The organism is Ketobacter alkanivorans (genome assembly GCF_002863865.1).
Taxonomy (GTDB): domain Bacteria; phylum Pseudomonadota; class Gammaproteobacteria; order Pseudomonadales; family Ketobacteraceae; genus Ketobacter; species Ketobacter alkanivorans.
Window position 1 is genome coordinate 4,485,030 of record NZ_CP022684.1, and the last position, 23,199, is coordinate 4,508,228.

Here is a 23,199-nt window from a genome sequence, read left to right on the forward strand (position 1 = left end):
CGGGGCGGCCGTTGCACAGCCGCCCGCGGCCAGTCATTTAATCTATAAAGAAGTCGGGGATCAGTTGGTTGGGCTCCAAGGACTGGTCTACCTGGTAGTGACGCAGGTCGGTAACACCGGCTTGCGCCATGACTTCATCATCAATAAAGAAGTTGCCGCTGCATTCACCGCTGGGGCGCTTGAATATCTCATAGGCTGCATCCGCCATTATTGCAGGTAGCCGAGACAGTTTAACGGTTGAATCCCCCCCAAGATGGTTCTGCACCGCAGCAGTGGCGATAGCAGTGCGAGGCCAGAGCGCGTTAAAGGCGATTTGGTCGCGGCTAAACTCCTCGGCCATGCCCAGCACACAAAAGCTCATTCCAAACTTGGCCATGCTGTAGGCGAGATGGGGTCCGTACCAGCGTGGGTTGGTGCTGATAGGCGGTGCAAGATTGAGCACATGGGGATTTTCTGCATTTTTTAAGTGCGGAATGGCGAGCTTGGAACAGAGAAATGTGCCCCGAAAATTTATTTGATGCATCAAATCGAAGCGTTTCATATCAACGGCTAAGGTGCCGGTAAGATTTATTGCACTAGCATTGTTCACCAGAATATCGATGCCACCGAAGGTATCCACAGCTTTTTGGATCGCGGCGGCTACCTGATCTTCCTCTCTTACATCCACCACCAATGGCAGGGCTTTGCCCCCGGCAGCCTCAATTTCCTCAGCAGCTGAGTATATGGTGCCTGGTAGTTTTGGATGGGGCTCTGTGGTCTTTGCGGCAACCACGATGTTGGCTCCGTCTTTAGCGGCTTTCAGCGCGATCTCCTTACCAATTCCGCGACTTGCGCCGGTGATGAAAAGTGTTTTGTTGGCCAGGTTTTGCTGTGGCTTTGACATGTTTTTGTACCTCAGTTTTGGGTGCTTTCAGCCTTACTATAAAACACATTTTAGATCGGAAAAGCCGGATGCATAGCAGGGTGAATGATTTGTTAATTTTGGCCGTTACATCCTGGTGCAGGTCGATGCCCTGATTTTGGGCGCTAAATTCTGGCCCGACTATTGCTTTTTGGAGGCTGTATTGTTGCAAAGTGATGACAGTCGGTTTGCTGCAGTGTGGTATTTAATTTAAATCATGCAGGCCAATGAAACGCTTTTGAACGTTTTCAGCATGGTGATGAGTGGGGGCACAGAGCAATACGTGTATGAGTTTGAATTTGTTTCATGTGAATTTTGATTGTTCTTTGAATGTATCTTAGGAGTACAACCATGGCTAACACCAAACCAGTGGCAAAAGTGATTGCGATCAGCTCTTTGTTGAGCGCAATGGGCGTTGCAATTCCCTATAACGCGATGGCAGCTGACACCATCGAGGGCGCGTTGAAAGAAAGCACAGTGAAGCTCAGTTTGCGTCCGCGTTATGAAAAGGTTGATACCGAAGCGCTTGCCACCGGCACTGAAGCCAGCTCAGAGGCGTTTACGTTGAAAACCCGTTTAACCTACACCACGGGCAGTTTTTTTGATGTTTCTGCTGTGCTTGAATTTGATGATGTGACGTCGTTAAAGAGTGTTGATTACAATGATGGAACGGGCAATGGTGGCGATAATCCAGCTATAGTGGATCCTGAAGGCACTGAAGTGAATCAGGCGTATCTCTCGTTTAAAGGCTTATCCGATACTGACTTTAAATGGGGGCGTCAGCGAATATTGCTCGACAATCAGCGTTTCGTTGGCGGTGTTGGTTGGCGGCAGAACGAACAGACCTACGATGCATTTTCTGTCGGTAATACCAGCGTGCCTGGGTTAACGGCTTTTTATGCTCACATCTCGAATGTAAATCGAATTTTTGGTGAGCAGGCCGCGGCAGGTGATCACCATCAGGATACCAGCCTACTGAATGTGGGCTATCAATTTGATGGTATTGGAAAACTGAGTGCCTATTACTACGATATCGATAATCAGGACCCAACCGCACTGGGACTTGCCAACACGACCATGGGGATTCGCTTTGCCGGTGCCGCAGATCTTGATGCAGTTAAAATCGATTATGAGCTGGAATACGCGGATCAGGAGGAAACGGGAGACAACCCCATAGATTACTCAGCAGATTATACTCTGATCAGTCTGTCTGGCACCATGAGCGGGTTTACATTGGGGATTGCCCAGGAAACATTGGGTGCGGATGACCAGGCGGGCAAGGGTTTTACCACCTCGTTGGCCACGTTGCACAAGTTCCAGGGTTGGGCTGATGTCTTTCTGGGCACACCTGCCAGTGGCGTAGAAGATATGTACGTAACCTTTAAGGCTGGCTTGCCTTGGGGTATGGCCTTCATCGCTATGTATCATGACTTTGAAAGTGCAGAAGACGTAGCCAGCGGGTCTGATTTCGGCTCTGAACTGGATATGGCGCTGACCAAGAAGTTCGACAATGGCGCAACGCTACAATTGAAATATGCTGATTTCAGTGGCGAGGAGGATGCAGCTTTCGCCGGGGCTACCAGTGATGTGACCAAGGTTTGGTTCACGGCCACCTATGCTATTTAGTCAGTAGTTTGGTTTGAGGGTTAATGGGCACCCTGACACGGTGCCCATTGATGTGCTTACTCTTCGGTTGAATTCACTACACGATATTCGTCCGCCAAATCATCTGGGGAGTGAATATCAACGCCAAGATCATTTACCAAGCCATCCTTCAGGCTATAGATCCAGCCGTGAATGGTGAGATCCTGGCCTTTATCCCAAGCATCCTGAACTACATGGGAGTGGGCCACGTTCTTGACCTGCTGCATGACGTTCAGTTCACATAGATAATTATGGCGCGCTTCCTCGGAACCCAGAGAGTCCATACGGTACTTGTTGCGATAGTAGGTGTTCTTGATGCTGTAGAGCCAGTTATCAATCAGGCCGTGAGAGGTTCTATCAATTGCAGCCTTTACGCCGCCGCACCCGTAGTGCCCACAAACAATAATGTGTTTGACTTTTAGCACCTTAACCGAGAATTCGATAACTGACATACAGTTAAAATCTGTATGCACCACCAAGTTGGCAATGTTTCGGTGAACAAAGATCTCACCGGGTAGCAAACCGACGATTTCATTGGCCGGAACGCGGCTGTCTGAACAGCCAATCCACAGGTATTCAGGGCTTTGCGCTTTGGAAAGCCGCTCAAAAAACTTGGGGTCTTCTTGAGTGATGCTTTCTGCCCATTTTATATTGTTATCGAGTAATACTTGAAGCTTATGCATGTTCTTTGCCTAACCGGTATCCAAACGTATCCGCCAATGATAGAGATCCGTGGCTGTGCTGTCGATCTTTGATGAGTGACAAAATTTTTCAAGGCTATTTCGAGAACACTACCTGATAAACGTCGTTATAATGGCTTGCGAAATGTACGGTTAAACCCTTGCGAATATAGTCGGGCAGTTCATCGTAGTCCCGCTGGTTTGCGGCAGGCATGATCAGTTCTTTTATTTTCTGACGTCGTGCGGCGATGACTTTCTCTCTGATACCGCCAACAGCCAGTACTTGTCCGGTCAGGGTGATTTCGCCCGTCATGGCAATGGGGCGTTTCAGCTTTTTATTGCACGCCAGTGAAATAAGAGCTGTCGTCATGGTTATACCTGCACTGGGGCCATCTTTGGGGGTTGCGCCCTCTGGAACGTGCAAGTGAATCGAGGCCTTTTCAAAGAAGTTCTCGCTGCCTCCATAGAGGTCGATGTTAGAGGCTGCATAGCTGTAGGCCAATTCCGCCGACTCTTTCATCACATCGCCCAGTTGGCCGGAGATTTTGAAACCAGCGCTGCGGTTGTGAACCACGGTTGCTTCGATAGGCAGGGTCGCGCCTCCAAGAGACGTCCAGGCCAAGCCGGTAACGACGCCAACGCCACTGATGGGGGTTTCATCACGAAAGATCGGCGGCCCCAGATATTCTTCCAGATTGGCTGGAGTGATACTGATTTTACCCTGAGGATCTTTCAGTAGCTTGACGACAGATTTGCGCACGATTTTATTTAGGGTTTTTTCCAGGTTGCGTACACCTGCTTCACGGGCATACCCCTCGATAATGTTACGCAGGGCGGGGTTGGAAATTTTAAGCAGTGATTTTTTGACGCCTGCGCGCCCCAGACATTTGGGCCAGAGATGGTTGCGAGCTATGGCCAGTTTTTCTTCGGTGATGTAGCCAGAGAGGCGAATCATATCCATTCGATCCAGCAAGGGGCCGGGAATGGTGTCAAGTTGGTTGGCGGTGCATACAAACAGAACCTTGGAAAGATCCAGTCGCAGATCCAGATAATGATCCAGAAACTCTTTGTTTTGCTCTGGGTCAAGCACTTCCAGTAGTGCGGACGCGGGGTCACCCTGGTAGGAGGCACCAATCTTGTCGATTTCATCCAGCATGATGACGGGGTTGCTGACCTCTACGTCTTTAAGCGCCTGTACCAGTTTGCCTGGCATGGCACCGATGTAGGTGCGGCGGTGCCCTTTTATTTCTGCCTCATCGCGCATGCCACCCAGGCTAAAACGATAAAACTTTCGATCCAGTGCTTCGGCTATGGATTTTCCGATAGAGGTTTTCCCCACACCGGGAGGGCCAATCAACAACAGGATTGAGCCACTTATCTCGCCTTTATAGGCGCCCACGGCTAAAAATTCCAGGATGCGATCTTTTACGTCATCGAGGCCATCGTGGTACTTATCCAGTGTGGTGCGGGCGTGTTCCATGTCGAGTTTGTCGTCGGATGTGACGCCCCAGGGTACCGAGGTAGCCCAATCGAGATAGTTGCGGGTTACTGCGTACTCGGGTGATCCGATTTCCAGCATGGAGAGCTTGTGAAGCTCATCCTCAATTTTTTTCATGGCTGCTTCCGGCACCTTGCATTTTTCCAAGCGCGCCCGAAACTCATCTACATCACTTTCTTTGTCATCCTTACTAATGCCCAGTTCTTTCTGAATAACTTTCAGTTGCTCCCTCAGAAAGAAGTTGCGCTGATGATCCTCAAGCTTGGCGTTTACCTGACGATTGATCTGCAAGTGCAGGCGTGCGACTTCAAGCTCTTTTTTCAGCAACAGCAGCACTTTTTCCATACGCTTTAGCAACGGAACCGCATCCAGCACTTCTTGCAAATCGTCTGCTTCTGCAGTGGTGAGCCCTGCGGCGAAGTCGGTCAATGGCGATGCGTCATTGGGGCTAAAACGATCCAGATAGTCGCGCAGTTCCTCAGTGTAAAGCGGGTTTATAGACACCAGCTCTTTGATAGAGTCGATGATGGCAATGCCGTACGCCTTGATTTCCTGAGCGTCTTCTTCGCGGGGGTAGGGGTAGGTAACACTGGCCAGCAGGGGTGGAGATTTGTGCAGCCACTGGTGTACCCAGGTGCGGCGAATACCCTGCGCTATGAATTGGATTTTACCTTCATCGCGCACCACATTGTGAATGCGCACCACGCACCCCATGCGCTCAAAACGATCGGTGAGCAGTGCGCCATCATCAGGCTCCGGTGCATAACACAGAGCCAGACAGCGGTGCGGAGTCTTGGCGACACGTTCAATGGTTGTGGCCCAAGGCTCCTCATCCACTACGATGGGTTGAACCTGTGCAGGAAAGAAAGGCTTGTTGGATATTGGAATGACGTAAAGCCGTTCTGGCAAGGATGAGTCGGGCAGGGCAAGACCTCGTTCCAGCTGTTCTTCAGTTACTTCAATGATATCTGGATTGTCGAGTTCACCGAATTCGTCATTTACCACGTGGGGATCCACCAATTATCTGATTGCAGAGAGATTTTCGTTTATATCGGTGCAACTGCGGAAATTTCAAGAGCTAAGGGCATCTATTTGTAACAATAGCTGCCCGTTGGTGGAGGGTTGTCAGGGGTGTTGATGAAATCGCTAGCGAATGCTGTCCAGCGTTTTGGATAAGGTTTCGAGATCTTTCATTTCCAGCGCGCCCATGCGGGCCAGGAGGCTGCGATATCGATCAGTACCACTGCCACCCACCAATATTCGGCACATTTCAGGAGCATCTGCTCCTAATTGCTCAAGCATCATGGGAATCTTTGGGTCATCTATAGGGTAGCCCAGGCTGATGCCAACGGCTTTGGCTTCTTTACAGTCAGCTGTGAACAGTATCTCCTCCAACGGTACGCAAGCACCCAGATAGATCACGTTCCAGCCCCCCTGAGCGGCTACCACGGCGGACATAGTAGCCCCCAATTCATGCATTTGGCCTGGCAGAGTGGCAATTATAATACGTGGGCCTTTGGGGTCGCTGTTGGCTTCTAGCATATAACGGCCCAGAAACGAACGCACATGAGCGCTTGAAAAGTGCTCCTGGCAGGTACGGACGGCGCCGCTGCGCCAGAGATTGCCGACCTGATCCATAAGCGGAGAGATGAAATTCATCATAAACCCCACCGAGCCAAGACTGACGAAGGCATGCTCCAGTATCCGTTCGAACTTGATAGGATCAAGCTCAATAATGGCGGATACGGCCTCGTTTTTGCTCTTTTCTATGTCCAAATCCGAATCCGCCAGAGGGCGAGTTAAGTTGGAGAGCGAAGGAGAGGCTCCGGCGATGTCTTTTAGTTCTTCGGTACTTAGGTCGGCGATAGCGCTAATGCGGCGGCCCTGCTCGGTAACACGGCGAAGCAGGTTAAGCCGCTCGATGTCCTTGTCAGTGTAGAGGCGCTGGTTTGATGGCGTGCGCTCGGGTGTGACCACGCTATAACGGCGTTCCCATATTCTTATCACATCAGGGGTCAGCCCGGTTTTTTCTGCAACGGATTGTATGGTGTGCACAGCTCTTACCTCAGTGTTGATGGGCTCTATTGTAACCGTTCAAAACAGCATCACAATCGGTTTGGTATGGTGTTTAGGCTGATGTGTTGTGTACTCGTAGAAAATATCCGCAACCAAGGGATCTTGTCCATCCAGGCTCATATTGGTCAGCCCGCTGTAATGCAGTAGCCTGGGTAGTCGGTTGAGCTCATCAGGGAGTTGATAGGTGAGCATAACTGGGTCAACCAGCCAGCGTAGAACTGTGTTGGCAGGAGCGACTTTTACCGTAATGGTAGTGCTGGTGTTGCCAATGGCTGTAGCTGTAAAGCGGAACCAATCCAGCCTGGCCGGGTTGAGGAAATTGAAGCGGAGCGTTTGACCCTGTTGCAAAGGTGTGAGTTGATCTTTTAAAAAAGCATCAAAACCTGCATCTGCAACAGCAGGCTCCGGTATGTTTATGATCTTTTCTTCCCATTCCCTGCCTGAGTCTTTGCGTTTGACCAGCACTTTGTTATCGTCAAGCCATTCTATGCTCTCGATATAGTTGGCGGTACGATTATCAAATGTGAAGTCAGGAGCGTATGGGTGGTTGCTGTAGTCCAAGGTTTTCAGCGCCAGTATATCTTTCTTCGGCGATGTGTATTGAACACTGCTTTGAAGCAAAAGCCCATTGGTATCGTAAACCGATGCGTACGTTTCCATGTAGCGAAGATTCGACTTTCCCACATCGTATGCATAGCCAATGATCGTATCTGGCTGAGCGATGGTGCAATTAGCAATCAAGCCCAGTACTAACGCTAACAATCTCATGTTATATGCTCCTAATTTTATGCAGACGCACAGGGTATCGTTAGAGGTCGCCTAATACGGACTGGCCTCGATACAGGGGTTTAGAGAACAGCATTTGCACATCTCCAATGACGTGTTCTGCAAAGCCCCCTTCGCAGTAACAGAAATAGTAATCCCACATACGAATGAATTCCTCGTTATACCCAAGCGCCCGTATTTCTTCGGCATGGGCAAAGAAGTTGTCTCGCCATAACTTAAGAGTGCGTGCATAGTGAGGGGTTATATCTTCGAGATGTTTGAGTTCAAGATCGCTGTGTACAGAGCTTGTGTGAAGCAGTGCCTTAATGGAAGGCAGGCAAGCACCGGGGAATATGTAACGTTGAATCCAATCGATATCGTTTTTTGCTTTTTCATATCGTTTGTCATCAATGGTAATTGCCTGGATGAGCCCCAGTCCATTGTCTTTTAATAGTGAACTGAGAGTGCGAAAGTAGTCGGGGTAGTACTGATGTCCTACTGCTTCAATCATCTCAATGGACACAAGCTTGTCATACTTGCCTGTAAGATTCCTATAGTCAGTCTTCAACAGGGTAATCAGATGACCTGCACCGGATTCGTCGATGCGCTGCTTGGCATAATCGTATTGTTGTTGGGAAATGGTCGTGGTGGTAACACGGCAGCCGTAGTTTTTGGCGGCGTAAACGGCCATGCCTCCCCAGCCGGTACCGATTTCCACTAGGTGATCACTACTTTTAAGGTCTAGCTTTTTACAGATTCGCTCCAGTTTGTAGAGGGAGCCTTCCTCCAGGGTCGAGTCTTGCTGCGGAAAGATGGCAGATGAATACATCATGGTGGGATCGAGGAACAGTTTAAACATCTCGTTGCCCAGATCATAGTGGGCCGCGATGTTACGACGTGACCCTTTAGGCGTGTTTCGATTCTTTAGATGGTAGGCGAGCTGTGCAGGTTTGGAAAACCATGCTGTACCAGAATCAAGGCGCTCAACCGCTTTAAGATTGAGGCTCATAAACCGGATGACATCGGTTGTATTGGGTGATGTCCAGTCGCCGCTCATGTAGGCCTCGCCTGCGCCAATACTGCCACCCAATAGCATATCCACATAAACCGATGGATCCTTTATTTCTAAAAAAGCATGCAATTCGTCTGGTTTTGATTTTCCAGAGAACGTGTGTTCGCCCTCGCTATCTTGAATCGTGATGGTGCCATACTCTACCTGCTCGAATACTTTGAACAGTAGATTTTTGCATATCTTTTTGAAGCCCTTGAGAGGGGCCGATTTGGTCATGGCTGAAGTGGTCATAGTGCTTGGTCCTCAGAAGGTTTTGGATGGTTGTTGAATCGAGCGCCTTTAAGCCATAGGCGCAGGGCCTGCCAGTATATTCCCCCAATGGTTTTCAGGGTCACAGCTGGGTACTGAAGTAACATCAGGTTCATGTTTTTTGCGCTGGCCTCTACTTTGGTTAGTTTCAAGCCCGCGCTGAACACTCGTTGATTGTTCTGGAAATTGGATATGTATAAACGCAGGTGATCCCCCGGCGTTTCGATTTTCCATCGATATTCCATATCCATTGCCAGGAACGGTGAAACATGGAATTGCTTTCTGGTGGTGAAGTTATGGACGTTATCGTCGGCCTCACAACCGAGTACGTAAGTGTGTCGTTCCTGCCAGGGAGTGTTTGTTACTTCCGTAACCACATATCTAAGACGATCACCCTCGAAACAGAAATAAAATGTTGCCGGGTTGAAATTGATTCCCAGGTATCTGAGGTGAGTTAGCATAAATACGCTGCCCTGAAAAACTCGACCGGTTTTTTGCATGATTTCATGAGCTACGGCTTGTTTTAAATCTGGGATGTTTGGGTTGAGATAATCGGTTCGATAATAACTCGCCCAATTAAAGCGCTCCTTAGACCACAGCAGAGAACGATTAAAGAAACCATCAATATCATCAAGATCCAGATAGACCATGAATAGAGGGTAGCGAAACCCATGTTGGATGGAGTCGCTGCGACGATGGTTTATGACGCCTTTATAGATTTTGCTGCGCATGGTATCACCACATTATCGAAGTCTATATTAAGCGATTTCGCCACCCGTATTGCGCTGTTGACGCCATCTTCATGAAAGCCGTTGAACCAATATGCGCCACAATAGAATGTGTTCTGCTTTCCGTTAATGGAGTTGAAACGTTGCTGGGCGTGTACGCCCTTCAGTGTAAATGCAGGGTGACTATAGTTGTATCGCTTCAAAATAAGTTCTGGGTCAATGTGATCATCCTGATTCAGGCTGACGCAGAAGGTGGTGTCAGCCTGAAAATTCTGCAGGATGTTCATGTTGTAGGTCACGGTGACGGGTTGATCCTTGCTGGCGGGGATTCGATAGTTCCATGCGGCCCAGCCGCGTTTGTTGCGTGGCAGCAGGCTTTTGTCAGTATGCAGGATTACACTGTTGCTGTCGTATGGGATTGCTTCCAATATCTCTGTTTCATCAGCGGTGGGCTGTTCCAGTAGGGATAGCGCCTGATCACTATGGCAGGCGAATATTACGGCATCAAATTCCAACTCGGTGCCTTGGTGGTCTACTAGCGTGACGCCACGATCGTGACGTTTTACCGATTGTATGCCATGGTTAATATGTACGGGGCCAGATAGCCGTTGTTTAAGTACATCCACATATGATCTGGAACCGCCAGAGATGACACGCCATTGCGGACGGTTATCAATAGACAGCAGGCCGTGATGATGAAAAAAACGTACAAAGAACGCGGCTGGGAAGGCCATCATATCAGACTCTGATGCTGACCATATGGCAGAACCCATCGGGATAATATAGTAACGACCAAATTCATCCCCATAACCGTTGGATTTAAGGTATTCGCCAAGCGTGATGCCACTATCAAGGCTGCCGTTCTGGTAGGCGTCGGTAGCTTCTTTGTTGAAGCGTATAATGTCTTTTATCATGCGCCAGAAGCGCAGATTGATAAGGTTTCTACGTTGACAGAATAAACTGTTAAAGCTTGCGCCGTTGTATTCCAAATTGGATTTGTCACAACGCACACTGAAACTCATATCAGAATTTTCACTGGCTACACCCAGGTGGTCCATCAGACGGATGAAGTTTGGGTAGGTCCAGTCATTAAAGACGATAAAGCCTGTGTTTACCGGGAATACCTTGCCTTCAGCTTCGATGTCCACCGTGTTTGTGTGGCCCCCGAGATAATCTTGCTCTTCGAATAAGGTGACTTCATAGCCGTTCTGCAGTAAATACGCGCTGGTAAGACCGGATATACCGCTGCCGATCACCGCTATCTTTTTATAGTTCATGCTGTACATTCCTCGACAGGATCGACGTAATTCGATGACGGATAAAGTAGGGTGTTGCTTTCAGGCAGCGCAATATCCAGGTCAACCCTTTCGGGAACTCGATGTTGAACCTGCCTTTGCCTAAGTCGCTAATGATGCGCTTTGCAGCATCTTCACTGCTCATCAATAGGGGCATTGCGAAGTCATTTTGTTGCGTGAGCTCAGTATCGATAAATCCTGGATGAATCACGCTCAACATAAAGCCTTCTGGCTTTAGATCTGCGCTCAGGGATTCCATGAACTGGCTGATTGCAGCTTTGGATGCGCTGTAGGCTTCGGCTCTTGGCAGCCCTGCAAAAACGGAGCTGCTGCTCATGGCTACAATATGAGGCGTTTTAGACTTTCGCAGCAAATCCAAGCTAGCCTCTAGGGTGTAAATAAATCCCATGTAATTGGTATCCATCATGCGTTTAGCAATGCCGCTGTCGAACTGCTTAACATCCATGTACTCACAATGGCCCGCATTGGCGATGACCATGTCTATTTTGCCAAACGACTGATCAATAGCTCGGCATGCAGAGATCAGCTCTTCAGGTTTGGTAACATCGGCTTGTTTGATTACTATGCCAGCGGCCTCCGATCTAAGCTGTTGCAGTTTTTCCTGGTTTCTAGCACTGGCGATAACGGTGTTATTCTTTGCCAATTGCAGCGCCAGGCTTTTACCAATTCCGCTGGAGGCACCGGTGATCCAGATGATTTTGTTTTGGATAAGGTCGCTCATATTGCCTCCATCGCTTGAGCCATCTTGAATGCCTGTTTGACGTGCTCTACAGACTCTCGGTGATCTACCATAGTTGCCGGGTAGCCGGTCGTTTGTCGTTCAAAAGGGTTAGGATCAAATATTTGCTTTGGCCCCAACTGGCTAAGCTCAGGCACCCAATGCCGGATGAAATCACCTTTTGCATCGAATCGCTCTGCTTGTCTGGTGGGGTTAAAAACTCTGAAATAAGGCGCCGAATCCGCTCCTGTTGACGCCGACCACTGCCAGCCACCGTTGTTGGCTGCATAATCGCCATCAATCAGCTTTTGCATAAAGTAGGCTTCGCCCAGATGCCAGTCGATAAACAGCTGCTTGGTTAAAAACATGGCGGTGACCATACGCAAACGATTGTGCATCCAGCCGATGGTATTCAGCTGTCGCATGCCTGCATCTACCAGCGGGAAGCCGGTTAGGCCTTCTTTCCATCGAGTGAAGTGCTCCATATCGCGTGACCAAGGAATCAGCGCGGTTTTTTGATTAAATGCCGCCCCTTTACTGAGTTCGGGGTAGTGACAGGAAAGATGCTTATAGAATTCACGCCAGATCAATTCGTTGATCCAGGTTAGTATGCCTTGACTACCGGAATCCCATTCGAAGTTGTTTGCAAGTAATGCCTGCAGCATGCAGCTGCGCACTGAAATCGCACCTACTGCCAGGTAGGGGGAGAGCTGACTTGTAGCGGTAAGACTGGGGTGGTCTCGTTCATCCCGGTAGCGCTCTATAGCGGTTGCCGTAAATTCCTCAAGACGCCTGAATGCTTCTTGACTGCCTGGCTTCCAATACTGATTTGCGTCTACAGGGGCCTCCCAGGAAAGAATTTCTTCCGCTGAGGTCGACACTGCGTTGGTTTTGGGGCGGGCCGTTGGTAGGGGTAAACTTTGCAGGCCTGTTTTTTGTATTGTTTTAATCCAGGCGCGTTTGAAAGGCGTGAAGACGCGGTAAGGCTTCGATGCACCAGTTAATATATCTTGTGGAGACAGGATTGTTTGATCTTGAGAAAAGCAAATAGTAGATCCAATTTTATCAAGCTCCCGTGTAGCTTGATGGTCTCGAATTTGCTCATTAAGTTCTATCTCACTGTTGGCGAACACCTGCCTTACGTTATGTTGTTGACAGAGTTTTTTGAGCAGAGCGACGCTGCTGCCGTAATCGCTGGCAAGTAACGCTACCAGCGGGATGTTCAACTTGGCCAAATCGTGTTTCAGTTCTACCAGGTTTTCCAGCATGAATCGCAACTTCACGCTTCCAGTATGATGCTTTCGATGCTGATCCGGTGTAAAGAAATAGAACGCAATAACGGGATCATTGCTCTCACTGGCTGCAATGAGAGCTGGGTTGTCATAGATCCTTAAATCGCTTCTAAACCAGATTGCGTTAGTCATACTGTGAACCTTTGAATAGGGGTTTCAGTGAATATGGCTTCTAAGCCCAAGCTCATGGGGGTACGGTGCAAGGTAGAACTGATTAAGTGGGTATTGGTGCTGATCAGAACTGCGCTCGAAATGGTGCCGTAACAACGCAATGGGGACTATCAGCGGCACAATGCCAGTTCGATAGTCTTCTATGCTGTTGAGCAGCTCTTTTTTGTCTTGCTTATCGATGTTTTGCTTCAGGTAGCCCATAAGATGTTGGAGCACATTGCAGTGCTTGCCCCGCTCCGGTGGTGCTGAGATTGCGCTCATCAAGGTTTGAATATATTCATCTGCGATCAATTCGATATCGCTGCTGCCAATGTCTGCAATCATTCTTCCCAAGGCTTTGTAAGCGTTGTAGTTGTGAGACATCAACAGATACTTATGACGGCTGTGGAAGTTGATGATGGCACTCGGAGTAATGCCTGCTTCTTTCAATGCTAACCAGCGTTGATAGGTGTATACCCTCATGATGAAGTTTTCACGTAAGCCGGCGTCGTTCAGTCGACCCGATTCCTCGACGGGAAGCAGAGGGTTAGCCTTGCGTAAGGCGGCGCTGAAGCGGCCTTCTGTTTTATTGATCGGGTTTCCGTTTGGCAGATACAGCTTAACTCCAAACACGCCGCAGCTGGGGGAGTTTGGTGTGGCGATGAAACCACATATCTGCTTGTGTGACTGGGTGAAAGAAGCGCCCTTTTCGGTTAGCGCATCGGTGTAGTCTTTGCTCGCATCGTCGGTTTCCAGCGCGCGGATGTCTCCGTCCAGGTCAACCAATCGGATGGGCTTTCGAGGCACACCCATGCCTATTTCTACCTCGGGGCAGGTGGGCACGAATTCGAAATAGTCCGCCAGCACGCTCGTGCAAAAGCGATTGTGCTTGTGGTCACCGTTGTACCTGACGTTGTCACCGAGCAGGCAGCGACTGATGGCTACGGGGATCTTTCTTTCTGGTATCGACATGTTTGTTGTCCACTCTATGTCCTAGACGAGAACATAATAGACCTGTTTTTGTTGTTCTGTCAATGTCGTGTCCAAGAATTGTTTGTAGTTGTCTTTTGTTCAGTAACGTGCTGAAAAATAACCAAAAAAAAGCCAGCGAGTGCTGGCTTGAAGGGTTTGGCGGGAAAAAATGTCAGGTTTTGTACAACAACAGAGTAGCAAGGTTAAGCGAAATACATGTTCTCGAGGTATTCTTTCAACGCGCAGAAGCCCGCGGCTTGCTCTGGATGAGTGATTTCGAACAGAATGTTTGCAGATTCTTTGATGCTCATAACGTGCCTCCAGGCATATAAACGTAAAGAGTCGGACATTGCGAAGAATAGGGCGATGCAAATCGCGGTAAAATAATAGTTCGCATATTGTATACAGCAACGCTCGTGCCAGCTTTTCCAAGAAATCTGTAAGGGATTGAATAAATTAGAAAAACCTTCTTCGTTTGGGAGGTGCTTGCTGTTTTCTCGTTTAGTGTGATGGTTTAATTGAGAGCAGGCAGTTCAGTGAGAGTTCACAAAGGGTGCGTTATGGTAGGCCGATTATCAGTAGGATTACGTTGTTTCATGAAATGGTTTAACCGGATGGTGAGGTCAAGATTTTCCAAGGCGGGGGTGCTGGCTTTGGTGATTGCGTGCGTTGTGTTGCAGTCACCGGCGGTGATTGCCGCGCCTTTCTTGTTAGCGGAAGTTTCGGCATCTGATGCAGCCTCATTGGTGGTTAAAAAAACTGGTGGCAAAGTGCTTAAAGTGACGGAAGAGGAGCGCGACGGGCGGTGGATGTATCGAGTGAAAGTCCTGCTTCCGCAAGGCCGGGTTAAAACCATAATGGTAAATAAGGAAACAGGCAGTGTTGGGGGGTGAATTGGCATGCGTATTTTAGTGGTGGAAGATGAACAGCATCTAAGAGACCAGTTGAACGTGGCGCTTACCAAAAAGGGGTACAGTGTCGACTTGGCAGCTGATGGTGAAGAGGGGCGTTATTACGCCAAAGAATACGCTTACGATGTTGCGATTATTGACCTGGGCTTGCCGAAAGTAAACGGAATAGAACTTATTCGTGAGTTGCGTGCTGACGATTTCAATTACCCGATTTTGATTTTGACTGCCAGAGGGCATTGGCAGGATAAGGTGGATGGCCTTGAGGCCGGTGCCGACGATTATGTGGTTAAGCCATTTGAGATGGAAGAGGTTTTGGCGCGTCTTAATGCTTTGATTCGGCGATCAGCTGGGCATGCCAAGCCGGTGTTATCGGTGGGTGGTATTGAATTGGATACTGCCGGTCAGCAGGTTTCACTTAATGGTGATCGGGTAGAACTTACCAGCTTTGAATACAAAGTGTTGGAGTATTTGATGCTGCGCCCCGGAGAAGTGGTTTCCAAGACCGTTCTCACCGAGCATATATACGCCCAGGATTTTGATCGTGATAGCAATACCATTGAGGTTTTTATTGGCCGTCTGCGCAAAAAGCTCGACCCTGATAATCAGCTGAAGCCTATTGAAACCTTACGTGGGCGGGGCTATCGCTTCGCGCTGGGGTGCTAGGGTTTGCTCTCTTTGCGCGTCCGCTTTGTGCTGGTTGCCGCCTTGATTCTTGCAATGTTTTCCGTCAGCGCGGGCTGGATACTGCGGCAGTCTTTTCAGTCCAGTATCGCAGATCGGGCCAGCGAGCAACTTAAGTTGCAGCTGTACAGCTTCATAGCAGCCGCCGATTTCGAAAAGGGTGTTTTGCTGCTGCCTGATACATTAGCTGATCCACGTTTTAATCAACTTAATTCCGGCTTGGTGGCCATGGTGTGGCATCAAGGTGAGGTGGTGTGGAAATCGGCTTCAGCCTTGTTGGAGCAGTTTCCAGAGGTTGAGGACTCTGACCCTGGGCAGTGGATGGAGCGACAGGTACAAGATCAAAGTGGAAGCAGGTATTACCAGCTCAGTATTAGCGTTTATTGGGATGAGGATGCGCAAGCCCAACCCTATACATTTGTTGTATGGGAGTGGGATCGACCTTATGTGGCACAGATTCGCAGTTTCGAAAACACGCTGTGGGTATGGTTGGGAGGATTGGTGCTTTTTTCTATTGTGCTGGTATTTATCCTGCTCAATTTGGGGTTTCGTCCATTTCGGCGTCTGGCCAGTGAATTGAATGGTGTGGAGCAGGGCCGTCAACCCCGGATCGAACGGATTTATCCTAGTGAAGTCATGCCGGTTGTGAGCAATCTTAACCAGCTAATTGAGCATGAGCGTGCCATGCGTGAACGCTATAAGAACAGTTTGGGCAATTTGGCCCATAGCTTGAAAACTCCTCTGGCCGTGTTAAAAGGACTGGATGACGCATCCGCCACGCCCGCGTTGCAGGAGCAGTTACAACGCATGGATGACATCGTTAATTATCAGTTAAAAAGAGCAATTTCTGCTGTTCCTCAGGTAAGCGGGCAGGGTGCTGTATTGTTGGATATGTATACGCGCATGGTGGCAGTGTTAGGTAAAGTCTATGCCGAGCGTTCCATTGAGTTTGTTCAGGATATCAGGCCTGGTTTACGCATGCCCTGGGATGAGGGCGATACGTTGGAGGTGTTGGGCAACCTGATGGATAACGCGTGCAAGTACGGCGGCAGTAAAGTGCGTGTGACCGGGCGTATTTTGGCGGGCCAGATTCGTGTTACGGTAGAAGACGACGGCCCTGGTATTGCTGCCGGGGAAGAGGAAAGGGTGCTGAGTCGCGGTGTTCGCCGTGATGAGCGTGCCAGTGGGCAAGGAATCGGCTTAGCGGTTGTGTCTGATATTGTGAAGGCGTCTGGAGGTATTGTTCAGATTGAGCGATCTAAGCTGGGAGGTGCTCTCTTTTTGATATCCTTGCCGTTAAGTAGGTAAACCCTGATCGGTGTCGTAACTTAACCAACGGTTGATGGCCCCAATCAATATAGCTTGGTTAAACGGCTTTTTGATGTAATCGTTCATACCTGCCGCGATGCAGTTCTCTCTATCGCCTGGGTTGGTGTTTGCCGTAACGGCAATAATTGGGATCGATGCATTGCGATTGTTGAGCAGCCTTATCTGTCTGGCTGCTTCAAATCCGTCCATAATCGGCATTTGGCAATCCATGAAAACCAAGTCGTATTCCCGCTTTTCTACCATGGCAACGGCTTCTTTTCCGTTACCGGCCGAGTAGACCTGAAAACCCAGTTTTCGTAATTGTCCTTCCATCACCAGCTTGTTGACGTAGTTATCTTCCACCACCAGGATGTCGATGTTCTCGGGCTTAATCGTGTGGGATATCTGGTTAGCCTGACGGAACTGATCCTCTGCTGGTCGGAATGGCAGAGTCAGAACTACTTGAGTGCCTTCATTTACCACGGATTTGAATTCCAGTTTTCCTGCCAGGATGTTGACAATCTTCTGGCATAGCGCGAGGCCTATACCCAACCCGCCTTTGCGCCGTGTCAGCGATCCATCTGCTTGCTTGAATGAATTGAATATGTCCGATTGCAACGATTCCGGGACACCGCAGCCAGTATCTCGAATCACAAACTGCAGCTTCTCTTGATCTGAATCCGTGGGTTGCAAAAGGCTGACTTCAAAGCAAACGCCGCCCTGATCAGTAAATTTGAAGGCGTTATCCAGTAGGTGATCCAACAGTAGTTTTAATTTGTCTTCATCCCCTTCCAGCGTGATGGGGATGCTGCTATCCAAGTTAAAATCGAATGTAAGATCCTGCATGGAGGCTCTGCCACGATAATGCATTGCCATCTCTTGCAGGCATTCCTTAATACGGAACGGGTAGTTGTTGGGTGTGGCGGTGCCTGATTCCAGTTGGGTATAGGTCAGTATGTTTTCGATCATGCCGATCATGTCCCGACTGGAGCGGCTTATGGTGCTGAGATATTTGACTTGCTCTGTGTCCAGATCGGTGTGCTCCAGTAACTCATATGCACCGAAAATGCCGTTCATGGGGGTACGCAGTTCATGGCTGACGGTCGATAGAAACTCATCCTTAAATTGGTTGCTGGCGGCTAGCTTGATGTTACTGTCCTCCAGTTTGCGTTTGGCATCTTGCTCTACCTGTATACGCTCAGCCTGCAGCACGTTGATGCGATCACCCAGGGCAAGGGCAAGTAGAACGGTTTCTACCAGGGCGCCCATGTGAACACTGAACAGCGTGAATTTGTTGAGAGGAAACACGCCAGAGATAGTAAGCACCCAGCAAACGGTTCCTATGATGACCGAAAGCCAGGCGATCAAAAAGAAACGCGCCGTTTTCAATCCGCTTAGCAAGCCTATTGTTCCGGCAGACAAGCCCACGAGGCAGAAAACCATGGTCAGGAGATTGGCGGAATTGGGCAGCAATACTTTGCCGTTCACAACGATCAGTGCGATATCGATGCCACCCATCAATATCAAAAATGAAAACGCTTTATGGTGCAGGGGCATGTTGTCCCGGGTTTGCAGGAACTTTTGACAGAACAGGGCCCCCATACACACACACAGCAATGTGAGGATAAAGTGGGTTTTATAGGATGCCAGCCATGCATTGTTCATGAACAGCAGTTCTCTCAGCAGGCCGTCGTGGGATAAGGTCCACAAACCCAAAGAGGAGATATAGGCGACATAGTAAAGGTAGCTGGTCTTCTTGGTTGAAAAGTAGATAAACAGGTTAAACAGCCCCATTACCATAAACGCACCATAGAACAGAGCGGATAAAGCCATCATGGTCCGTTCGCTCTTCATTTGATGGTTGGCGTCGCGCAGGCTCATAGGAACAAACAGGGGGGAGTCACTGCTGACTCTTAGATACAGTGTCTGGATGCCCTGAGATGCGGGTATCAGAAAGCAGGGGCGTGAACATTCGAGTGTGCTGGTGGGGCTGTCACCGTAGCCTGATTTTTGTTGGTCGACCAGCTCATCTTCAATGAAGCGAAACAAGCTTATATGTTTTAGATGGGGGTAACCCAGTTCCAGTACGACGTCGGAATCGTGTGCATCGAAGTCCAGTTGAAAGCGAAACCAGTACACGGAGTGGGTGCGACCCAAATACGCTGTGTCAACGAAAAGCGGTTCGAATTGTCCGGCGATATCGGGGGAGCGGAGGTCTTCCACCAGGAGCGTTCCTGACGGATCTTCAAGCAACAGCAGGTGTCCGCCAAGACGCATGTCTTGAACGTTTTTTGCCCCGATAGGAGCATAGTTGGAACTTGCGAGGCTGAAATTACAGCTAAGCAAAAATACCAGCAGCAAGGGTTGAATCAAAAGGATTCTCAACATGCCCCCCGGCGGTCTTTGCACGTAATGCGAAAGATCATGTTGGTCTGTCAAATTGCATAAGTTGATGTAAGTGTAGTAAAAATTTTACACAGTGAGTTATTTAAAATGTTATTTTTTGCACGTTTATTAGGCATTTGTTTCTAGTATTGGATACAGCTTGCTCGCGTAGCCGAAAAATACACAAAACAGGAAACTTGTTTACATTTTAATCCCCGGGTGTTTTGATTGACCCGTAAAGGTGAAGTTGTTCTCATTTTTATCGCTATATTTCTTCAACCAGCTTAAGGATGTTCTGAATGGACAGCGTTCAGGATTCTCGTTATCTGGGTGGTGTGAATGAAATCACCATCATCACGACAATCAAAAAAGGCAGAACCTCCGAAGGTGTAATGACCTATAAACAGAGGTTGCAATCGGTGCTGGACTCTATTCAGAACCGGGAACTCAAGGGTATTCCTACCCCGATACGGCTGGTTCAGACTATCCACTTTGCCCGGTGGGTGATTTGGACAGACCCTGGCTCCGGGGAAGACAAGCTCATATTTACCTCCAACTACGACGGCAGTATGTGGCAATACTTGCGCGACTTTTCGACACTGATCGCGGACGATATTGATCGGGTGTGGAATAACTGCGTTGATTATCCTCAAGGAGGGTGTCGGGATTTCGATGCGTTCTGGCGGTATGTGACCTCGAACCAGGTGGAGACCAGTGCCTTTTACGCCGCTATCCCGGATGAAACTCTGATCAGAAGACAGTCGTTGCGCCGCTTTAAAGCCAATTTTGATCGGTTTCTTGAGGATCACCAAACCAGAAAGCGCGATGAGCGTGCTTTTAATGAGGCTTTTGACCAGTTCGTGCTGGAAAATCAGAGTTATCTGAACCTATAACAAGAAACGGGAGTGCATTCGTGACCCCAGTGAAAAACCAGCTTCAAGTTGATGATATTCAAGCCCACCTAATCCGCAGTGCACGCCCTGCCGCTGCACGCTACTTTTTTCTGACGATTACCGATCCGATGGTTTTTTCCCGCTTTATCACCTCTCGGGCGTTTGGTCAGTTGCTGCTGTCGGACAGTGATATCCATTTAAAGCAGGGGGCTCATTTGCACAACCCTTGTTTTATCAATATCGCTTTTTCTTTCAGTGGGCTGGTGCGTTTGGGGTTGCCTGCTGATGTGTTGTCTCAGTTTTCACCTGCGTTCAAAGCGGGAATGGCAGAACGAGCTTCCTTTATCGGTGACCAATGGCAGGATAGCCCTTATAAATGGGAGGGGTTCTATGGTAGTCGCCATGTTCATGCATTGCTGGCAGTGAATTATATGCCGTGGCTGGCTGAGGATTTCGTGGTGCCGGAACAGTGGAGCGAGGAGGAGCAACAAAGGCATTTTGCCTGTCTGGATGAATGCGTTGGCCAACTGCAGCAGGCCCAGGAGTTTCCCGGGAGTCAGTGTTTATGTGTCGAGCAGGCTCATGTGATACGGCACCAGTTTCAGGTTAAGGAGCACTTCGGTTTTGCTGATGGTGTTTCGCAGCCACGGATTTACGATGGTATGCCCGGTAGTGGCGTGGCGGGGAAAAAAGTAACCAACGATGGCCCCTGGGAGCCATTGGCAGCCGGTGAGTTCGTCATGGGATATTACGATGAACTGGGCCTGAAGAATCAGCGAGAGCAGGGGGATGGCAGGCTGAACCCGGTATTGCCTCCTGCGCGGGATGCCGCGATCGCTGCGTTCAATCGATTAACCATGAATGGTTCGTTTTTGGTGTATCGCAAACTGGAGCAAGATGTGGTGGCCTTTCGCACTACGTGTGCATCGGATCCAGGTTTGGATGAAAAGCTGGTAGGGCGCAAGTTGGATGGCACGCCGCTAATTAATGGCAAGCCTGCCCCTAAAGAGAACGACTTTGATTTTGCTGATGACCCCCATGGTGAGCAATGCCCGTTTGCCTCTCATGTACGCAGGGTGAACCCGAGGTTGACGTTGAATGCGGAGCTGGACAATGGCACTGCACTGGTGGATCAGCATCGTATTATTCGTCGTGGTATGGCCTATGGCCCCTTTATTGAGCCTGGTGCCTGTGTCGATTCTGTGTCCGCTGAGCCCAGAGGGTTGCACTTTTTCTGCTACAACACACGCATCGATTCCCAGTTTGAGTTTATTCAAAAAAATTGGATCAATAATTGTGATTTCATGCATATGACCGGCCCGATTCTTGATCCCATCGTGGGCTGTCGCAGTGATCAGGACGCGGGTCAATTTACATTGAGCCGCAAACAGGAGCCTAAGTTTGGCTTGAAGCAGTATGTGCATCTCAAAGGCGGCGAATATTTCTTTACCCCCGGCCGGAAGGCCTTGGGGTTGATAGCGGGGCTGGCGCAACCTTTAAATCCGTTTCAAATGGCCAAGCAGCATATCGAACCTTTTGATTCAGACAACGGAGATCCATTGGATGTCCGCCGTTATGTGGATGCCGCTCAGCTAATGGGCGGCAAGCGTTTTGTGAAGCTATGGGTTAAGGCAGGCACTCAGCAAACGCCTTATTATTATTTTGCACACCCAGACGATGTTGTGAGCATTCTTGGGCAGCCTAGCCTGTTTACCAATGATCTTTATGCCAAGCGTATTTATCGGTTAACAGGGGGTGAAATGCTGTTATCGCGCGCTGATACTGCAGATCGCCAGCAATTGAAACAGCAGAGTTGGAAGCGACTGCAGCCCCAGGGGTATGCTGCCAGGTTGAAAGCGGTTCTGCGGCCTGCACTGGATGATGTTGTCAGCGAGTTTACCCGCACTGGGATGTTGGATCTGGTGGAAGGTCTGGCCCGGCGCTTACCTCTTGCGGTGCTGAATGGGTATTACGGTGTGTCGTCACCGCAGGGTGATCCAGGGCAGCTGTTGTCTAAAACGCAATTGGCTCACTTCTATGATCGTACTGATTTTAATGATTTACCGCGGGTGTGGCAGCAGCGTTATGCTGATTATGGTTTCAGCTCCACGCCGGATCAAACGTTGATGTTTTGGGTGCGAATGTTGTTTCTGGAAGTGTTTTTGAATCAGTACAACGTGGGCTTTATTTCTCGGCTGGCCAAAAACGCCACGGCAGAGTTGATACCCCATCTTGAGCAACAGATTCTGCTGCGCATTAACGCAGGCACTGAATCAAGTGCTGAATCATACACCCTTATGCAGGGGCTTATCTCCATGTATAAGCAGGATTATGGGTTATCCGGTGATGCTTTGGTCAAGGCGGTGGGGCAGAGCCTGCTTGAGGTCATGGTAGGTAGCACCGATACCACCGCCAAGGGCATCACTATGGTGGTAAAAACCCTCTTGGATTTGGGTAAGGATCTGGTAGGTGGGCTGAAGTTTTTGATTCGGGATAATAAACCGGGGGTGTCATTGCTTACCCAATGGTTAGGGGCGAAAGACCAGCAGCGGGCGGCATTGGAAGACTTGGTGGATACCGCGTTGAACCAGGTTATTGTTACCTGTCTTCGGATTAACCCTGTTGCTCCACTGCTGCCGCGTTATTGCACGAATGGGGCTACGTACACGACATCGGTTGGCGAAGTGTTGAATATCGAAGCCGGTGCGGTGGTGTGCCTGGTACCTCAGGTTACGTTGGGAAGCCATTTACACATGAAGGTCAGTTCAGAGCATGAACGCTTTATCTTTATGGATGACACGCCCCATGCCTGTATGGGGCATCAGATTGCTATGTTGGAAATCAGGGAGGCGTTAAAGCTGCTGTTGCGGCTGCCTCAGGTTCGGCCAGCGGCTGGGGTGGCGGGTATTATGACTGAAAAATACCGTATGCCAGCCAGTATGATGTTGCGCTGTGGTTGA

18 protein-coding genes are annotated in these 23,199 nt (G+C 49.3%); 6 read left to right on the plus strand and 12 right to left on the minus strand.

Going from position 1 to position 23,199, the window contains the following annotated elements:
- Positions 1 to 37 precede the first annotated feature (37 nt).
- Entirely contained in the window at positions 38 to 883 is an 846-nt protein-coding gene (locus Kalk_RS19210; RefSeq protein WP_101895794.1) for an SDR family oxidoreductase, read from the minus strand.
- Between the two features lie 369 nt (positions 884 to 1,252).
- Between Kalk_RS19210 and Kalk_RS19215 the strand changes: the two genes are divergently transcribed.
- Positions 1,253 to 2,527, plus strand: coding sequence for an alginate export family protein (locus Kalk_RS19215; protein ID WP_158643595.1), 1,275 nt, complete (start codon positions 1,253 to 1,255; stop codon positions 2,525 to 2,527).
- 56 nt (positions 2,528 to 2,583) lie between these two features.
- On the opposite strand, the gene can is transcribed toward Kalk_RS19215, so the two are convergent.
- The 10 genes from can to Kalk_RS19265 form a co-directional block, all read right to left on the minus strand.
- On the minus strand, positions 2,584 to 3,228 hold the full coding sequence (gene can, locus Kalk_RS19220; RefSeq protein ID WP_101895796.1) for a carbonate dehydratase: 645 nt from the start codon (positions 3,226 to 3,228) through the stop codon (positions 2,584 to 2,586).
- 94 nt (positions 3,229 to 3,322) lie between these two features.
- Positions 3,323 to 5,689: an endopeptidase La gene (gene lon / locus Kalk_RS19225; protein ID WP_233716913.1), complete on the minus strand. Its 2,367-nt coding sequence runs from the start codon at positions 5,687 to 5,689 to the stop codon at positions 3,323 to 3,325.
- Between the two features lie 180 nt (positions 5,690 to 5,869).
- Positions 5,870 to 6,778 (minus strand): MerR family transcriptional regulator, encoded by a 909-nt coding sequence (locus Kalk_RS19230; RefSeq protein WP_101895798.1) that lies wholly within the window; start codon positions 6,776 to 6,778, stop codon positions 5,870 to 5,872.
- Between the two features lie 39 nt (positions 6,779 to 6,817).
- Positions 6,818 to 7,567, minus strand: a complete 750-nt coding sequence (locus tag Kalk_RS19235) for a hypothetical protein (protein ID WP_101895799.1) — start codon at positions 7,565 to 7,567, stop codon at positions 6,818 to 6,820.
- Between the two features lie 40 nt (positions 7,568 to 7,607).
- Positions 7,608 to 8,867: an SAM-dependent methyltransferase gene (locus Kalk_RS19240; protein ID WP_233716728.1), complete on the minus strand. Its 1,260-nt coding sequence runs from the start codon at positions 8,865 to 8,867 to the stop codon at positions 7,608 to 7,610.
- Positions 8,864 to 9,616, minus strand: coding sequence for a DUF1365 domain-containing protein (locus Kalk_RS19245; protein WP_101895800.1), 753 nt, complete (start codon positions 9,614 to 9,616; stop codon positions 8,864 to 8,866). The genes Kalk_RS19240 and Kalk_RS19245 overlap by 4 nt, the downstream gene beginning before the upstream one ends.
- Positions 9,586 to 10,890, minus strand: a complete 1,305-nt coding sequence (locus tag Kalk_RS19250; protein ID WP_233716730.1) for an NAD(P)/FAD-dependent oxidoreductase — start codon at positions 10,888 to 10,890, stop codon at positions 9,586 to 9,588. The genes Kalk_RS19245 and Kalk_RS19250 overlap by 31 nt, the downstream gene beginning before the upstream one ends.
- Positions 10,880 to 11,650 carry an SDR family NAD(P)-dependent oxidoreductase gene (locus tag Kalk_RS19255; RefSeq protein ID WP_101895802.1) on the minus strand — a complete coding sequence of 257 codons (771 nt, stop codon included), beginning with the start codon at positions 11,648 to 11,650 and terminating at the stop codon, positions 10,880 to 10,882. Before Kalk_RS19255 ends, Kalk_RS19250 begins: the two co-directional genes overlap by 11 nt.
- Positions 11,647 to 13,071, minus strand: a complete 1,425-nt coding sequence (locus tag Kalk_RS19260; protein WP_101895803.1) for a cryptochrome/photolyase family protein — start codon at positions 13,069 to 13,071, stop codon at positions 11,647 to 11,649. Before Kalk_RS19260 ends, Kalk_RS19255 begins: the two co-directional genes overlap by 4 nt.
- Before the next feature lie 24 nt (positions 13,072 to 13,095).
- Complete coding sequence (locus Kalk_RS19265; RefSeq protein WP_101895804.1) at positions 13,096 to 14,061, minus strand: YbgA family protein; 966 nt, start codon at positions 14,059 to 14,061, stop codon at positions 13,096 to 13,098.
- Positions 14,062 to 14,657: 596 nt separating this feature from the next.
- Between Kalk_RS19265 and Kalk_RS19270 the strand changes: the two genes are divergently transcribed.
- Genes Kalk_RS19270 through Kalk_RS19280 form a run of 3 tightly spaced genes read left to right on the plus strand, consistent with a single transcriptional unit; the run spans position 14,658 to position 16,961 of the window.
- Positions 14,658 to 14,954 carry a PepSY domain-containing protein gene (locus tag Kalk_RS19270; RefSeq protein ID WP_101895805.1) on the plus strand — a complete coding sequence of 99 codons (297 nt, stop codon included), beginning with the start codon at positions 14,658 to 14,660 and terminating at the stop codon, positions 14,952 to 14,954.
- 6 nt (positions 14,955 to 14,960) lie between these two features.
- Positions 14,961 to 15,635, plus strand: coding sequence for a response regulator transcription factor (locus Kalk_RS19275; RefSeq protein ID WP_101895806.1), 675 nt, complete (start codon positions 14,961 to 14,963; stop codon positions 15,633 to 15,635).
- A gap of 12 nt (positions 15,636 to 15,647) precedes the next feature.
- Positions 15,648 to 16,961: an ATP-binding protein gene (locus Kalk_RS19280; protein ID WP_101895807.1), complete on the plus strand. Its 1,314-nt coding sequence runs from the start codon at positions 15,648 to 15,650 to the stop codon at positions 16,959 to 16,961.
- Here Kalk_RS19280 and Kalk_RS19285 read toward each other — a convergent pair.
- On the minus strand, positions 16,950 to 19,349 hold the full coding sequence (locus tag Kalk_RS19285) for a hybrid sensor histidine kinase/response regulator (RefSeq protein ID WP_101895808.1): 2,400 nt from the start codon (positions 19,347 to 19,349) through the stop codon (positions 16,950 to 16,952). The two genes, Kalk_RS19280 and Kalk_RS19285, sit on opposite strands and share 12 nt — an antisense overlap.
- A 296-nt stretch (positions 19,350 to 19,645) precedes the next feature.
- Here Kalk_RS19285 and Kalk_RS19290 point away from each other — a divergent pair, with 296 nt between their 5' ends.
- Together Kalk_RS19290 and Kalk_RS19295 are read left to right on the plus strand one after the other, a co-directional pair.
- A complete protein-coding gene (locus tag Kalk_RS19290) occupies positions 19,646 to 20,239 on the plus strand; it encodes a hypothetical protein (protein WP_101895809.1) in 594 nt (197 codons plus the stop codon).
- Between the two features lie 20 nt (positions 20,240 to 20,259).
- Complete coding sequence (locus Kalk_RS19295) at positions 20,260 to 23,199, plus strand: Dyp-type peroxidase domain-containing protein (RefSeq protein WP_101895810.1); 2,940 nt, start codon at positions 20,260 to 20,262, stop codon at positions 23,197 to 23,199.

What these genes read in the sequence shown, in the direction of transcription:
- Kalk_RS19240 (WP_233716728.1), bottom strand. Translation starts at nt 8,867, where the DNA reads ATGACCACTTCAGCCATGACCAAATCGGCCCCTCTCAAGGGCTTCAAA.
- Kalk_RS19285 (WP_101895808.1), bottom strand. Translation starts at nt 19,349, where the DNA reads ATGTTGAGAATCCTTTTGATTCAACCCTTGCTGCTGGTATTTTTGCTT.
- Kalk_RS19215 (WP_158643595.1), top strand. Translation starts at nt 1,253, where the DNA reads ATGGCTAACACCAAACCAGTGGCAAAAGTGATTGCGATCAGCTCTTTG.
- can (WP_101895796.1), bottom strand. Translation starts at nt 3,228, where the DNA reads ATGCATAAGCTTCAAGTATTACTCGATAACAATATAAAATGGGCAGAA.
- Kalk_RS19265 (WP_101895804.1), bottom strand. Translation starts at nt 14,061, where the DNA reads ATGTCGATACCAGAAAGAAAGATCCCCGTAGCCATCAGTCGCTGCCTG.
- Kalk_RS19275 (WP_101895806.1), top strand. Translation starts at nt 14,961, where the DNA reads ATGCGTATTTTAGTGGTGGAAGATGAACAGCATCTAAGAGACCAGTTG.
- Kalk_RS19260 (WP_101895803.1), bottom strand. Translation starts at nt 13,071, where the DNA reads ATGACTAACGCAATCTGGTTTAGAAGCGATTTAAGGATCTATGACAAC.
- Kalk_RS19245 (WP_101895800.1), bottom strand. Translation starts at nt 9,616, where the DNA reads ATGCGCAGCAAAATCTATAAAGGCGTCATAAACCATCGTCGCAGCGAC.
- Kalk_RS19255 (WP_101895802.1), bottom strand. Translation starts at nt 11,650, where the DNA reads ATGAGCGACCTTATCCAAAACAAAATCATCTGGATCACCGGTGCCTCC.
- Kalk_RS19250 (WP_233716730.1), bottom strand. Translation starts at nt 10,890, where the DNA reads ATGAACTATAAAAAGATAGCGGTGATCGGCAGCGGTATATCCGGTCTT.
- Kalk_RS19235 (WP_101895799.1), bottom strand. Translation starts at nt 7,567, where the DNA reads ATGAGATTGTTAGCGTTAGTACTGGGCTTGATTGCTAATTGCACCATC.
- Kalk_RS19270 (WP_101895805.1), top strand. Translation starts at nt 14,658, where the DNA reads ATGAAATGGTTTAACCGGATGGTGAGGTCAAGATTTTCCAAGGCGGGG.
- Kalk_RS19290 (WP_101895809.1), top strand. Translation starts at nt 19,646, where the DNA reads ATGGACAGCGTTCAGGATTCTCGTTATCTGGGTGGTGTGAATGAAATC.
- Kalk_RS19210 (WP_101895794.1), bottom strand. Translation starts at nt 883, where the DNA reads ATGTCAAAGCCACAGCAAAACCTGGCCAACAAAACACTTTTCATCACC.